Below are 13,244 nucleotides of genomic sequence, written 5' to 3'. Positions count from 1 at the left end.
GCTGAAGCCCGACAGAGCTGGAATGCCCGGCCGGACCCCTCATTTCAACTCCCGCTCAAATGGCAATTGCCGGATGGCAGGTCAAGCTCTTGAACACTGTGTCAATTCGCCGGCTGCTGTGTAGGCGCGGTCGGCGCGTCTTCCGCCGGCGCCTGGTCGCCCGTCGGCGGATTGGTGCCTTCAGCGCCCCCTGTGCCGGCGGCTGAAGCTTATCACGGATGCTCGCCGGTATCATCTGGGCAAATTGCTCTGGCAGAACCGATTTCAGCTTCACGACCATCGAGTCCAGGAAGGGCTTCGACTTCGCTTCGTTGACCCATGCCGGACGGTGGTCGACATCGACCAGCCAGTTCCAGAAGGCGACGGCGACGACCAGCAACAGCACGCCGCGCGCTGCCCCGAACAGGAAACCGAGCGTGCGGTCGAGCGCGCCTACACGGCTGTCGATGATGAAATCGGCGATCTTCATGGTGATGAAGGAGATGACGATGAGCGCGATCAGGAAGACGACCGCCGCCGAACCAACGATCGCGATGCGGTCGTCATCCGTGTATTTCTTCGCATAGGGCAGCAGGTACGGATAGAGGTAATAGGCGGCGGCCGCCGAGCCGCCCCAGCTTGCGATCGAGAGGATCTCGCGCGAAAAGCCGCGGACCATCGCCAGCACGGCGGAGAAGAGCACGACGCCGATGACAATACCGTCGAAAATCGTAATGGGCATGTAAATTCAACTCCAGGACTGCCGCTGGGCGGCCGTGTCGTGCCTTATCGTGTGCCTCCTATATCATCACCAATCTTGGCAATGAAAGGATCAAACCTCGTCTTCCACACGCAGCGCCCCCTTCGACCCGGCGATGCGCGCAACCAGATCCGGCAGGCTTTCGACCTCGCTCCAGCGCCCGCCGGAACCCTTCGGCAGTTCGGCGGAGGCGGACGGAAGCAATGCTGCGGAAAAGCCCAGCTTCTCGGCTTCCTTGAGGCGCTGGGCGGTGTGCGCAACCGGCCGGATGGCGCCCGACAGGCTGACTTCGCCGAAATAGACGCAATCGGCGGGAAGGGCAATACCGGCAAGCGAGGAAACGAGCGCCGAGGCGACGGCGAGATCGGCCGCCGGTTCGGTGATGCGGTAGCCGCCGGCGATATTGAGATAGACGTCGTGCTGGCCGAGCCTGACGCCGCAATGGGCTTCCAGTACCGCCAGGATCATCGACAGCCGGGCCGAATCCCAGCCGACCACGGCGCGTCGCGGCGTGCCGAGCGAGGTCGGCGCCACCAGCGCCTGGACTTCGACCAGCACCGGGCGCGTGCCCTCCATGCCGGCAAAGACGGCAGCGCCCGGCGATTTTTCGTTGCGCTCGCCGAGGAAGAGTTCGGAGGGGTTGGCGACCTCGCGCAGTCCCTTGTCCGACATTTCGAAGACGCCGATCTCGTCGGTCGGGCCGAAGCGGTTCTTGACCGTGCGCAGGATGCGGTAGTGATGGCCGCGATCGCCCTCGAAATAGAGCACGGCATCGACCATGTGCTCGACGACGCGCGGTCCGGCGATCTGCCCGTCCTTGGTCACATGCCCGACCAGAACCATGGCGGCCCCCGTCTGCTTGGCGAAACGGATCATCGCCTGCACGCCGGTGCGCACCTGCGTCACCGTCCCCGGGGCGGATTCGGCAAGCTCGCTCCACAGCGTCTGGATGGAATCGATGATGACGAGGTCCGGCCGCTTGCCCTCGGCAAGCGTCGCCAGAATATCCTCGACGTTGGTTTCCGCCGCCAGCATCACGTCGGTATCGGCGGCCGCAAGGCGCTGCGCACGGAGCCGGACCTGGGCGACGGCTTCCTCGCCGGAGACGTAGATGATCTTGTGGCCGCGCCGCGCAAGGGCGGCCGCAGCCTGCATCAGCAGCGTCGATTTGCCGATACCGGGATCGCCGCCGATCAGCACCGCCGAGCCACGCACGAAGCCGCCGCCGAGCGCCCGGTCGAGCTCCGACATGGCGGTATGGATGCGCGGCGCCTCCTCGATCTCGCCCGACAGCGCCGTCAGCGCCACCGGCCGGCCCTTCTTCGGCGTTTTGCCGGGACCGGAGCCGATCCCGCCCATCGGGTCTTCTTCGACGATGGTGTTCCACTCGCCGCAGTTCTCGCATTTGCCCGCCCAGCGGTTATGAACCGTGCCGCAATTTTGGCAGATGAATTGTGTCCTGGCCTTCGCCATCAAATACTCTTTCAGTCCGGGGTCTCGAGTGAAGCAGACGTGTGCGTCATCAGATCATTGTCGTGACGGAGATAATGGCTATCGCGACGGATCAAAACTAATGATTTTCCCATCAGCGCCTCCGTCCCTATCCTTTGCCCCTGCTCATCCTGAACGGTGGAAGATGTTCGACTATTCGCTCGCGCACTGGTTTGCATTTCTCTCGGCGGCGGTTCTGCTCAATCTGTCGCCCGGGCCCGACATCGCCTTCATCCTCGGTCACACGATGAGAGGCGGAAAACGCGCCGGTTTTTCCGCACTGTTCGGCGTCTGGTCCGGCGCCTGCCTGCATGTTCTGATGGCAGCGCTCGGCCTTTCCGCCGTCCTCGCCGCTTCTTCAGTCGCTTTCTCCGCCGTCAAATGGATCGGCGCCGCCTATCTCGTCTGGCTGGGAATCCAGGCTTTGCGCGCCGGCGGCGGCAATGGCCTGATAAAGGCTGCCGGTGAAAGGTTGCCGGCGTCGAAAATCTACCGGCAGGGAATTCTGGTGTCGCTGCTCAATCCGAAGGTGGCGATTTTCTTCCTGGCCTTCCTGCCGCAATTCGTCGTCGAAGGGGCAGGGCCGGCATGGGCTCAGCTCATGTTGCATGGCGGGCTCATCATCGTCGTCGCCGCTTTCATCGAGCCGCCGCTCGTCCTTCTCGGAGGGCGGCTTGCCGATGCGCTCAGGCATAATCCAAAAATCGGGCTATGGCTCGATCGCGGCCTCGGCGCGCTTTTCCTGGCGCTCGGCGTCCGCCTTGCGCTCAGCAGCCGCTGACGGGGAAGCTATTCCTCGTCGACGACATAGCGCCGTTCGTGGCGCAGCCCCATGCTGGTCAGGATCTCGTATCCGATCGTGCCCGCCGCCCGCGCCACGTCGTCCAGCGGCATATTCTTTCCGAACAGCTCGACATAATCGCCGGCGCGCACGGCGTTGTCGGGCAGGTCGGTGATATCGAAGATTGTCAGATCCATGGTGATCCGGCCGGCGACCGGCACCTTGTGTCCGGCGATGAAGCCTTGCCCGCCCTGCGGCACGGCCTGGCGCAGCGGCACGCCGCCGCTCGACAGGCCGCGCATGTAACCGTCGGCATACCCGGCCGAAGCGATCGCCAGCCGGCTTCTGCGGTGAAGCTGCAGCGCCCGTCCATAGCTGACGGTCTCGCCGGCCTCGACGCTGCGCACCTGGATGATGCGCGCTTCCGCGGTTGCCACGGGCCGCATCGGATTGGCCAGGCCGCAAACCGCTTCGCCGCCATAAAGCGCGATGCCGGGACGGGTCAGGTCGAAGTGATAATCCTCGCCAAGGAAAACGCCGGCCGAGGCGGCAAGGCTTGAATCGATACCTTCATAGGCGGCGCTAACCCTGCGAAATGATTCGAGCTGCTGCCGGTTCATCGCATGGCTGGGCTCGTCGCCGCAGGCGAGGTGGCTCATGACAAGCACCGGCGCAAAGCTCGCCGGCCGCGAAACGTCGTCGGCGAGCGCAATCGCATCGTCCATATGCAGTCCGAGCCGATTGAAGCCGGTATCGACCTGCAGTGCGCAGGGGAAATCGCCGTAATCGGCAAGCACCGCCATCCAGAAGGCGAGCTGCTCGTCGGAGGATATCACCGGCACCAGATCGTTTTCGAAAAAGCGCCGCTCGGTGCCCGGCCATATGCCCGAGAGCACGAAGATGCGCGCCTCGGGCGCATAAAGGCGAAGCGTGACGCCCTCGTCGACTGTGGCAACGAAGAAATCCCGGGCGCCCGCCATATAGAGCGCTTCGCCGGCATCCTCGATGCCCGTGCCGTAGGCATCCGCCTTGACGACGGCTGCGGCGCGCGCGGCGCCGGAGCGGCGCGCCATGTCGCGCCAGTTCTCCGTCAGCGCGGTCAGGTCGACGGTCAGCCGCAGGCCGGCGGAAGCGAAAACATCGTCATCTTCGAAGGGGATAGGAAAATCTGTCATGAATCGCCGTGAACTAATGGAAGGAAATCGCCTGAACCAGTCTAAAGCATGTCGCGCAAAAGTGTGCAGCGGTTTTGCGATAACGACATGTGTAAAAACAAAGAGCTAAAGTGCAGGGGGCGAATTTCAAAGATCGCGACGCGCTTTAGAGAGCATTATGGCCAAGGCAGGTCACATGCCACCCTTTGCCTGTCTTATGATCACTTTTGTTCAAGACGCGTGCAGGCTTCCGGGATAATCTCAGCGGATGCAGAACGTATCGCAAAAACAGGCGGCGGCGGCCATGCCGCTTGCGAACGTGGAATCGGCCCGCTTCTGGCGGGATGGCCGTTTCCGCGACATGGAGTGTTTGAGCGCCACCTTCCTGACGCACGAATATGCGCCGCATGCGCATGACACGTTCAGCATCGGCGCGATAGAAAGCGGCAGCCAGATCGCCACTCTCAGCGGCAGGCGGGAGGAAACCGGCCCGGGCGACCTTTATCTCATCGATCCCGGTGTAATCCACGACGGCGCTCCGGGCGGCGAGGGCTACCGCTACCGGATGATCTATCCCGACATGAAGCTGTTCGTCGATATTCTGGAGGATGTCACCGGCAAGGCTTTCCATGCGACGCCCTCTTTCTCCGGCGGGCTTCCACGCGATCCACAGCTCGCCAATGCCTTTCACGCCGCCCATCGAACGCTCGAGAGCGGGGCAGGCGCGCTGGAATCCGACGAGGGAATGTTTTCGGTGCTGGCAGCGATCTTTGCCCGTCACGGCAGCACAATCATCGTGCCCGTCGATACGCAGGAACGAAGCGCGGTGGCCCGCGCCCGCGAATACCTCATCGAGAACTTCGACAGCGATGTCGGCCTAGAGGAACTGGCCGGAGTGGCGGGTCTGAGCCGCGCTCACCTCATCCGCGCCTTCCGCAAGGAATATCACATCACCCCGCACGCTTTTCTGACGGATCGGCGCGTGCAGGTGGCCCGTCGGCTGCTGCGGCAGGGGTACATGCCGGCCGATATTGCGCTCGAATGCGGTTTTGCCGATCAGGCGCATTTCACCCGGCACTTCAAGGCACGCACGGGCGTAACGCCCGGCCAATTCCGCACGGGCTGATCACTTTCGTTCAATACGGCCGTGGCGGGCTCGGGTAATCCTCCGCGATCTTGATCGGGAGATTGCCATGTTGCAGCACAGCCGGCCATCCGGCGAATTTCTTGCCGGAATGCGCGCCATTTTTCCACTTGTTGTCGCCGTGTTCCCGATCGGCCTGGTGTTCGGCGCGGTCGCGGCCACCAAGGGGCTTTCCCCGTTGGAAACGACGCTGATGAGCGCGCTTGTCTTTGCGGGCGGTTCGCAATTCGTGGCCATGGACATCTGGACCCATCCGGCAAGCTGGATCGGCGTCGGCTTTGCAGCCCTGCTGGTCAATATCCGCCACGTGCTGATGAGCGCGTCGATCGGCACGAAGATGCAGTCCTTCTCCGGCGTCAAACGGTATATCGCTATGCTATTCCTCGCAGATGAACTGTGGGCTATGGCGGAATTCCGCGCGGGCAGCACACGGCTGACACCGGCCTGGTATGCCGGCATCGTCACGCCCTTCTATCTCACCTGGGTCGGCTCTTCGCTGACAGGCGCACTGCTCGGCGCCTTTTTCGGCAATCCAGCGGCCATCGGCCTCGACTTCGCTTTTCCGGCTGTCTTCATCGTGCTCGTCATGGGTTTCTGGAAGGGGCCGGAAACCGGCGCCGTCCTTGCTGCAAGTGGCGCTGCATCCGTTGCGGTCCACCACTTCGTGCCAGGGGTCTGGTATATCGCCGCCGGCGCTTTGGCCGGGCTGGCAACGGCCCTATGGCAGGGCAGACTGCGGGAGCAGGCGGCATGACGCTCGATCTCAACAGCATCATCGCCATCCTCGCGATGGCAGCCGCAACGGTGTTCACCCGCGTCAGCGGCCTCGTGTTGATCCGTCATGTCGAGATGAATGAGCGGCGGAGAGCGGCGATCGAGGCCATTCCGCCGGCTGTGCTGATGGCGGTCATTGCCCCGACCGCCTTTGCGGCGGGCTGGGCAGAGACCTTGGCCTGCGCGGCAACGGCAATCGCCGCGCGCCGTCTGCCAATGCTTGTGAGTGTGGTGATTGGCGTCGCAACGGTTGCCATGTTGCGGGCAGCAGGTCTCTAGCGCAATTCTGCAAAAGTGTGCAGCGGTTTTGCGCCCGGAATTGCGCCTATGGAAATTGACGCGGGAAACCGCGTCAATGTTCCTCGTACTGGATGAAGGAAGGATCGGCGAGATCGGCAAAACGGGTGAATTCCGACTGGAAGGCGAGCTTCACCGTGCCTGTCGGCCCGTGACGCTGCTTGGCGATGATGACATCGGCCGTGCCCTTGACCTTGTCGAACAACGCTTCCCATTCCGGATATTTCGGATCGTTGATGTCGCGCGGCTCCTGGTTCTTGACGTAATATTCCTCGCGGAACACGAAGAGCACGACGTCGGCGTCCTGCTCGATCGAGCCGGATTCGCGAAGATCGGAAAGCTGCGGCCGCTTGTCGTCGCGGCTTTCGACCTGGCGCGAGAGCTGCGACAGGGCGATGATCGGAACGTTGAGTTCCTTGCCGAGTGCCTTCAGGCCGGTGGTGATCTGGGTGATTTCCTGCACGCGGTTGTCGCTGGATTTTCCCGAGCCGGTCATGAGCTGGATGTAGTCGACCACCAGCACGTCGAGGCCGCGCTGACGCTTGAGACGGCGCGCCCGCGCCGATAGCTGGGCGATCGAGATACCGCCGGTCTGGTCGATATAGAGCGGCACCTTCTGCATCATCATCGAGCAGGCGACGAGCTTTTCGAAATCGGCATCGTTGATGTCGCCGCGGCGGATCTTCGAAGAGGAGACTTCCGTCTGCTCGGAGATGATACGGGTGGCAAGCTGTTCCGACGACATTTCGAGCGAATAGAAGCCGACGACGCCGCCGTTTTTCGCCTTCATGCTGCCGTCCGACTGGACTTCGCCTTCGTAGGCGGCGGCGATATTATAGGCGATATTGGTCGCAAGCGAGGTCTTGCCCATGCCGGGGCGTCCGGCAAGGACGATCAAGTCTGAACGCTGCAGGCCGCCCATCTTGGAATCCAGCGAATGGATGCCGGTGGAAATGCCGGAAAGCCCGCCGTCGCGTTCCTTGGCGACGGCCGCCATGTCGATCGCCAACGCAACCGCATCATTGAAGGCCTGGAAGCCGCCGTCGTAGCGGCCGTTTTCCGCCAGTTCGAAGAGGCGGCGTTCGGTGTCCTCGATCTGCGACTGCGGTGGCATGTCGAGCGGCGCGTCATAGGCGATGTTGACGACATCCTCACCGATGGTGATCAGCGCCCGGCGCAGCGCCAGATCGTAGATCGCCCGGCCGTAATCCTCGGCATTGATGACGGTGACGGCGTTGCTGACGAGGCTCGCCAGATATTGCGACACCGTCATGTCGCCGACCTTTTCGTCGGCTTTCAGGAAGGTCTTGATCGTCACCGGATTGGCGATCTTGCCCATGCGGATGATATCGCCGGCAACCTCGAAGATCTTCCGGTGCAGCGGTTCGTAAAGATGGATCGGCTTCAGGAAGTCGGACACCCGGTAATAGGCGTCGTTGTTCATCAGGATGGCACCCAGAAGCGCCTGCTCGGCTTCGATGTTGTTGGGTGCTTCGCGATAGTGTTGCTCCGAGGGAGCAACGGCTGCAATCTTTCGAGCGGCGTCGTTCATCATCATCCGTTCTGTCTTTTTCCAGCTCCGGATTTGCAATTCCGGACACGAAAATCAAGAGGCTGCGAAAGGAGCGGGGGCTCGCTTCGCTTAAATCCTGAACGCTGTGCACGTTGTTCGACTTCTCCACAGTCCCGGGCAACACAAAGGAGAAATACTGTCAGTGTCACCCGTATGACACGGCATGGCGCCGACTCAGCCCATCCATTTCGGAGAATGTTATTTTAGCGCGATGCTATAAGGCCCGCAGCAAAAACATCCGGAAAATCCCCAACGAAAAAGCCCGGCGCGATGGCCGGGCTCCTGTCGCAGATTGCTCCGGCGATATTATGCTTCGTCTTCGTCGACGCCGTCAGCTTCCGGATCGAAGAAATCTTCCGGACGCAGAGCGTCTTCGTCGACACCGTAGATGGCGTCGACCGAGGTGAGTTCTTCACCCTTGGCCTGGCGCTCTGCCTCTTCGGCGGAACGGGCAACGTTCAGCTCGACATGGATTTCGACTTCGGCATGCAGCTGCAGTTCAACCTTGTGCAGGCCGATCGCCTTGATCGGTGTATTGAGGTGAACCTGGTTGCGGCCGATGTTGAAGCCTTCGGCGGCGAGAATTTCGACGACGTCACGGGCAGCGACCGAGCCGTAGAGCTGGCCGGTTTCGCCGGCGGAGCGCACGACGATGAAGGACTTGCCGTCGAGAACGTCGGCGACCTTCTGGGCTTCCGACTTGCGCTCGAGGTTGCGGGCTTCGAGCGTCGCGCGCTCGGCTTCGAAGCGGGTCTTGTTGGCGGCGTTGGCGCGCAGCGCCTTGCCGAGCGGCAGCAGGTAGTTACGAGCAAAGCCGTCGCGAACCTTTACGGTTTCGCCCATCTGGCCGAGCTTGGAGATGCGTTCGAGAAGGATGACTTCCATTTTCTTTTGCCTTTCTTGTGTCTCAGATTTTCGTATCGGATTGTTTGGGGGCATCGGCATCTTTCGTCGGGGTCAGCGCGATCGCCTTGCGCGTATCGCTGAGACCGAGGACGAGGATGAGGAGAGCTGGCAAGAGCATGAGCATCGAAGCCAGATAGCTGAGGATGAGGGCCGGCAAACGCCAGTCCTTGCCGCGCGTGCGGAAATGCAGCGAGGCGAAACCGGACAGCATGAAGCCGGCGCCGAAGGTGCCGGTCACGGTCGCGCCGACCAGCGCCGGCACGCCGCCGAAGAAGCAGGCGGCAAGCCCGGCGAGAAAGATGAAGATCGAGTTGCGGTTCATGCGCAGAGACGAGGGGATGTCCTCGCGCGGGCGAAGGCCGCGGCCGGACGCTGCGACGATGCGCACGGCGAAATAATAGGCGGCAAACAGCATGCTCACCCACATGCCGCCCTGCAAAGCCGGCAGCATCAGCACGATCAGCGATTTGGTCTGCGCGGTCGCGGCCGGATCGGGCATGAATTCCGGTTGCTGTTCCTTGACTGAGGCGATCAGCAGATCGACGATCTGATCGGTGACCGCAGGCCCGTAGCCGATCATCACGCCGATGACGATGACGGCGAGCGTCACCAGGCCGCAGAGATGCAGCAGGATATCGGAAAGCGGATACCAGGCAAGCAGATGGTCGGGGCCGCCGAGTTCGGAAGCGGGACGCGCGAGATTGGCGAGATGGCTGATCCAGCCGGCCGGCAAGAGCGTCACCAGCGTCATGATCAGCGCGAAAGAAGGGGAGAAGAGGGCCGCGCCGAGCGCCGCTGCGGTGACGACGGCCGCGATGGCGGCGGCGTTGCCCCAGCCAAGACCGACGAGCAGGATCGGCAGCGCCGAGGCCGTATAGAGCAGCACGCTGAAAAACGACGGCTGCATGCTCGCCCCCAGCATCAGCAGGAAGGCGGTCAATCCGGCGAGGGCGCCGATCAGCAGCGTTTTAGGGTTCGGTCGGTTCAAGGTCGCTGTCCTGCTTCATCAAGCAGTTAGAGGATGTTGCTGAATCGTATTCAGAAACGTCTCAACATGGGTTTTAAGAGTTCCGATCCGCGCCCATCGCGGAAGGGAGGCGACCCCCAGATCAGCAATCTGGGGGTCACATATTCTGTTAGGCTACGACGTAGGGCAGCAGGCCGAGGAAGCGGGCGCGCTTGATCGCCTGGGCGAGTTCGCGCTGCTTCTTCTGGGAAACGGCCGTGATGCGCGACGGAACGATCTTGCCGCGCTCGGAAATGTAGCGCTGCAGCAGACGTACGTCCTTGTAGTCGATCCGCGGCGCGTTGGCGCCGGAGAACGGGCAGGTCTTGCGGCGGCGATGGAACGGGCGGCGGACCGGAGCGGAGGAAGTTTCAGACATATCTTAGGTCTCCCTTATACGCGGTCTTCGCGCGGACGGCGCGGACGGTCTTCACGGTCGCCGAAGCCACCTTCACGCGGCGGACGCGGGCCGCGGTCACGATCGCCGAAGCCGCCTTCACGCGGGCCACGGCCGCCTTCACGCGGACGGTCGTCGCGGTCGCGCTTCTGCATCATGGCAGACGGACCTTCTTCATGCTTCTCGACGGCGATCGTCATGTAGCGAAGAACGTCTTCGCTGATGCGCATCTGACGTTCCATTTCCTGGACGGCAGCAGCCGGTGCATCGATGTCCATCAGGGCGTAGTGCGCCTTGCGGTTCTTCTTGATGCGGTAGGTGAGGGACTTGAGGCCCCAGTTCTCGATACGCCCGACCTTACCGCCGTTAGCTTCGATCACACCCTTGTACTGTTCTACGAGGGCATCGACCTGCTGAGCGGAAATATCCTGCCGGGCAAGGAATACATGTTCATAAAGAGCCATGACAGCTTTGCCTTTCTTGCGTTTGGTTCAACCCGATATTCGGCGGCTAAGCCTCAACGACTGCTCCTGATTGGGCGGACCCAGGCAAGAAAGCGTTTCCGAGACGGTCGAGAGCGGAGACACGGGAGGCTGGAACGCTTCCGTTCCGAACGATTTCCAAGAGGAAACCGGCCCTCCGTTCAGCCACCAGCCAGAAGACCGGGTTAACGAACAGGGCGGCTTATACGGATTTTTGCGGGAAGGCAAGCCTAATCGGACATGCAAGCCCGACGCAGGCCGATCGGTCGCGTCGGGCCAGACGAGAGCAACAGGGTCAGAGCGGCAGCGGATACTGCCGATGCACCTTGGCGATCTCCGCCAATACCTCGGCCGAAAGCGTCAGGTCGGCCGCGCCGATATCGACTTTCAGCTGCTCCATCGAGGTGGCGCCGATGATGGCCGAGGCCATGAAGGGCCTGGACAGGCAGAAGGCGAGCGCCATGGCCGCCGGATCGAGGCCGTATCTTGCCGCGATCTCCAGATAGGCCTTGGTCGCCGGCTCCTGCAGCGGCTGCAGGCGGCCGCCGATATCGTGGTTGATCGAGCCGCGAGAGCCCTTCGGCCTCTGCCCATCGACATATTTTCCGGACAGGATGCCGCCGGCGAGCGGCGAATAGGCGAGCAGACCGACATCCTCGTGATGCGAGAGCTCGGCGAGATCGAGGTCGAAATGGCGGTAGAGCAGATTATATTCGTTCTGGACGCTGGCAACGCGCGGCAGGCTCTTCTGTTCTGACAGCGTCAGGTATTTCTGGATGCCCCAGGTGGTTTCGTTGGAAAGGCCGATCGCCCGGATCTTGCCTTCCTTCACCAGTGCGCCAAGCGTCTCCAGAATGTCGAGCATATTGGCGACGGCCTTGTCGCGATCCTGGTTGAAGGGATTGTAGCTCCAGTTCTGACGGAAATGGAAATGGCCACGGTTCGGCCAGTGTATCTGGTAGAGGTCGACATAATCCGTCCGCAGCCGCTTGAGGCTGGCCTCGAGCGCCAGCCGGATATTCCTGGCATCCGCACCATCGCCGCCGCGCAGATATTCGCGGCCGCGGCCGGCGACCTTGGTCGCAAGCACGATATCTCCTCGCTTGCCTGATTTGTCGAACCAACTGCCGATATAGTCTTCGGTCCGGCCCTGTGTTTCCGGCGAAACCGGGGTGGTCGGGTAGAGTTCGGCGGTATCGAAGAAATTGACGCCCTTTTCGACGGCGTAATCCATCTGCGCATGAGCGTCGGTTTCGCTGTTCTGCGAACCCCAGGTCATCGTGCCAAGGCAGATTTCTGAAACGGAAATGTCGGTGCGGCCGAGTGAATTGTACTTCATGAGAAAACCTTGGGAGAGAGCTGACGCCTTGGGAAGGACCGGGCAAATCTAGGCCGGATTTGGCGGAGTGCAAGAGTAAAAACCGGGCTTTTATGCCGGTGCGAAAGGCTTTGCGGAGAATGAGCCGCCACTTGACTCTGCCGGAAAGAATGTCAATTGGAGGCAAAACGGCCTCAAGGGGCGCGCAATCAGGGGCGTGAGCCAGGGACACGAGAATGACCATTGCTTTCACTTTTCCCGGTCAAGGCAGTCAGGCCGTCGGCATGGGCAAGGATCTGGCCGAGAGTTTCGCGGAAGCCCGCGCCGTTTTCGACGAGGTCGACGAGGCGCTCGGTGAAAAGCTTTCCGACGTCATGTTCAGCGGTCCCGAGGATACCTTGACCCTGACGGCGAACGCCCAGCCGGCGTTGATGGCCGTCTCGATCGCCGTCGTCCGCATTCTTGAGGCCAAGGGACTGGATCTGAAGTCCAAGGTCGCCTACGTCGCCGGCCACTCGCTCGGCGAATATTCTGCCCTTTGCGCCGCCGGCATGTTCTCGCTTGCTGACACGGCACGGCTGCTGCGCATCCGCGGCAACGCCATGCAGGCGGCCGTCCCCGTCGGCGTCGGCGCCATGGCTGCGATCATCGGCCTCGAGCATGCCGACGTCGTTGCTGTCTGCGAAGAGGCTGCGGCGTCCGGCGCCTGCCAGATCGCCAATGACAATGGCGGCGGCCAGATCGTCATTTCGGGCGAGAAGGCAGCCGTCGAAAAGGCCGCCGGGTTGGCGACCGACAAGGGCGCCAAGCGCGCCATCCTGCTGCCGGTCTCCGCACCCTTCCATTCGAAGCTGATGGCGCCCGCCGCCGACGCCATGCGCGAAGCACTGGCAAAGGTCGCCAAATCAGATCCCGTCGTGCCCCTCATTGCCAATGTCCGTGCGGCGCCCTTAACCACAGCCGACGAGATCGCCAACTTGCTGGTCGAGCAGGTGACCGGTCAGGTCCGCTGGCGCGAGACGGTGGAATGGTTCGCCGGCAATGGCGTCACCACGCTTTATGAGCTTGGCTCCGGCAAGGTGCTGACCGGCCTTGCCCGCCGCATCGACAAGACAATCAACGGAATCTCCGTCAACGGTCCGGCGGATATCGACGCGGCCGTCGCCGCCCTCATGGCCTGAT

General features: G+C 62.2%; 13 protein-coding genes and 1 pseudogene. 5 read left to right on the top strand and 9 right to left on the bottom strand.

Annotated elements, in window-relative coordinates; genetic code table 11:
* Positions 1-101: 101 nt before the first annotated feature.
* Positions 102-721 (bottom strand): annotated as a pseudogene (locus tag ACS4RS_RS00540) (CvpA family protein).
* Positions 722-811: 90 nt separating this feature from the next.
* Positions 812-2,212, bottom strand: a complete 1,401-nt coding sequence (radA, locus tag ACS4RS_RS00535; protein WP_003587521.1) for a DNA repair protein RadA — start codon at positions 2,210-2,212, stop codon at positions 812-814.
* 163 nt (positions 2,213-2,375) lie between these two features.
* Here radA and ACS4RS_RS00530 point away from each other — a divergent pair, with 163 nt between their 5' ends.
* Positions 2,376-3,011 (top strand): LysE family transporter, encoded by a 636-nt coding sequence (locus ACS4RS_RS00530; protein WP_439009172.1) that lies wholly within the window; start codon positions 2,376-2,378, stop codon positions 3,009-3,011.
* A gap of 8 nt (positions 3,012-3,019) precedes the next feature.
* On the opposite strand, the gene alr is transcribed toward ACS4RS_RS00530, so the two are convergent.
* Complete coding sequence (alr, locus tag ACS4RS_RS00525; protein ID WP_439009173.1) at positions 3,020-4,186, bottom strand: alanine racemase; 1,167 nt, start codon at positions 4,184-4,186, stop codon at positions 3,020-3,022.
* 283 nt (positions 4,187-4,469) lie between these two features.
* On the opposite strand from alr, the gene ACS4RS_RS00520 reads away from it, so the two are divergent.
* The 3 genes from ACS4RS_RS00520 (at position 4,470) to ACS4RS_RS00510 (ending at position 6,362) form a co-directional block, all read left to right on the top strand.
* Complete coding sequence (locus tag ACS4RS_RS00520) at positions 4,470-5,291, top strand: AraC family transcriptional regulator (protein ID WP_439011780.1); 822 nt, start codon at positions 4,470-4,472, stop codon at positions 5,289-5,291.
* A 67-nt stretch (positions 5,292-5,358) separates the two neighbouring features.
* Entirely contained in the window at positions 5,359-6,063 is a 705-nt protein-coding gene (locus ACS4RS_RS00515) for an AzlC family ABC transporter permease (protein WP_439009174.1), read from the top strand.
* The gene (locus tag ACS4RS_RS00510; protein WP_439009175.1) at positions 6,060-6,362 is read left to right on the top strand and encodes an AzlD family protein; all 303 of its coding nucleotides are present in this window, start codon (positions 6,060-6,062) and stop codon (positions 6,360-6,362) included. The genes ACS4RS_RS00515 and ACS4RS_RS00510 overlap by 4 nt, the downstream gene beginning before the upstream one ends.
* Positions 6,363-6,435: 73 nt before the next feature.
* Here ACS4RS_RS00510 and ACS4RS_RS00505 read toward each other — a convergent pair whose 3' ends face one another.
* From ACS4RS_RS00505 to ACS4RS_RS00480, 6 genes are all read right to left on the bottom strand, one after another.
* A complete protein-coding gene (locus tag ACS4RS_RS00505; RefSeq protein WP_439011781.1) occupies positions 6,436-7,932 on the bottom strand; it encodes a replicative DNA helicase in 1,497 nt (498 codons plus the stop codon).
* Positions 7,933-8,259: 327 nt separating this feature from the next.
* Complete coding sequence (gene rplI / locus ACS4RS_RS00500) at positions 8,260-8,838, bottom strand: 50S ribosomal protein L9 (RefSeq protein ID WP_049733920.1); 579 nt, start codon at positions 8,836-8,838, stop codon at positions 8,260-8,262.
* 22 nt (positions 8,839-8,860) lie between these two features.
* Entirely contained in the window at positions 8,861-9,781 is a 921-nt protein-coding gene (locus ACS4RS_RS00495; protein ID WP_439011782.1) for a DUF2232 domain-containing protein, read from the bottom strand.
* A 214-nt stretch (positions 9,782-9,995) separates the two neighbouring features.
* Positions 9,996-10,244 (bottom strand): 30S ribosomal protein S18, encoded by a 249-nt coding sequence (gene rpsR, locus ACS4RS_RS00490; protein WP_003547038.1) that lies wholly within the window; start codon positions 10,242-10,244, stop codon positions 9,996-9,998.
* 14 nt (positions 10,245-10,258) lie between these two features.
* The gene (gene rpsF, locus ACS4RS_RS00485) at positions 10,259-10,726 is read right to left on the bottom strand and encodes a 30S ribosomal protein S6 (RefSeq protein ID WP_003574183.1); all 468 of its coding nucleotides are present in this window, start codon (positions 10,724-10,726) and stop codon (positions 10,259-10,261) included.
* Between the two features lie 313 nt (positions 10,727-11,039).
* The gene (locus ACS4RS_RS00480) at positions 11,040-12,083 is read right to left on the bottom strand and encodes an aldo/keto reductase (protein WP_439009176.1); all 1,044 of its coding nucleotides are present in this window, start codon (positions 12,081-12,083) and stop codon (positions 11,040-11,042) included.
* Positions 12,084-12,298: 215 nt separating this feature from the next.
* Between ACS4RS_RS00480 and fabD the strand changes: the two genes are divergently transcribed.
* Complete coding sequence (fabD, locus tag ACS4RS_RS00475) at positions 12,299-13,243, top strand: ACP S-malonyltransferase (RefSeq protein WP_439009177.1); 945 nt, start codon at positions 12,299-12,301, stop codon at positions 13,241-13,243.
* Position 13,244: the final 1 nt, after the last annotated feature.

The organism is Rhizobium sp. F40D2 (genome assembly GCF_051810745.2).
Classification (GTDB): Bacteria; Pseudomonadota; Alphaproteobacteria; order Rhizobiales; family Rhizobiaceae; genus Rhizobium.
Note: the sequence above shows the minus strand (reverse complement) of the source record. Positions and strands in the feature narration are given on the sequence as shown.

Excerpts from the sequence above, each read along its gene's own strand:
- radA (WP_003587521.1), bottom strand. The coding sequence starts at position 2,212 with ATGGCGAAGGCCAGGACACAATTCATCTGCCAAAATTGCGGCACGGTT.
- ACS4RS_RS00530 (WP_439009172.1), top strand. The coding sequence starts at position 2,376 with ATGTTCGACTATTCGCTCGCGCACTGGTTTGCATTTCTCTCGGCGGCG.
- alr (WP_439009173.1), bottom strand. The coding sequence starts at position 4,186 with ATGACAGATTTTCCTATCCCCTTCGAAGATGACGATGTTTTCGCTTCC.
- ACS4RS_RS00520 (WP_439011780.1), top strand. The coding sequence starts at position 4,470 with ATGCCGCTTGCGAACGTGGAATCGGCCCGCTTCTGGCGGGATGGCCGT.
- ACS4RS_RS00515 (WP_439009174.1), top strand. The coding sequence starts at position 5,359 with ATGTTGCAGCACAGCCGGCCATCCGGCGAATTTCTTGCCGGAATGCGC.
- ACS4RS_RS00510 (WP_439009175.1), top strand. The coding sequence starts at position 6,060 with ATGACGCTCGATCTCAACAGCATCATCGCCATCCTCGCGATGGCAGCC.
- ACS4RS_RS00505 (WP_439011781.1), bottom strand. The coding sequence starts at position 7,932 with ATGAACGACGCCGCTCGAAAGATTGCAGCCGTTGCTCCCTCGGAGCAA.
- rplI (WP_049733920.1), bottom strand. The coding sequence starts at position 8,838 with ATGGAAGTCATCCTTCTCGAACGCATCTCCAAGCTCGGCCAGATGGGC.
- ACS4RS_RS00495 (WP_439011782.1), bottom strand. The coding sequence starts at position 9,781 with ATGCTGGGGGCGAGCATGCAGCCGTCGTTTTTCAGCGTGCTGCTCTAT.
- rpsR (WP_003547038.1), bottom strand. The coding sequence starts at position 10,244 with ATGTCTGAAACTTCCTCCGCTCCGGTCCGCCGCCCGTTCCATCGCCGC.
- rpsF (WP_003574183.1), bottom strand. The coding sequence starts at position 10,726 with ATGGCTCTTTATGAACATGTATTCCTTGCCCGGCAGGATATTTCCGCT.
- ACS4RS_RS00480 (WP_439009176.1), bottom strand. The coding sequence starts at position 12,083 with ATGAAGTACAATTCACTCGGCCGCACCGACATTTCCGTTTCAGAAATC.
- fabD (WP_439009177.1), top strand. The coding sequence starts at position 12,299 with ATGACCATTGCTTTCACTTTTCCCGGTCAAGGCAGTCAGGCCGTCGGC.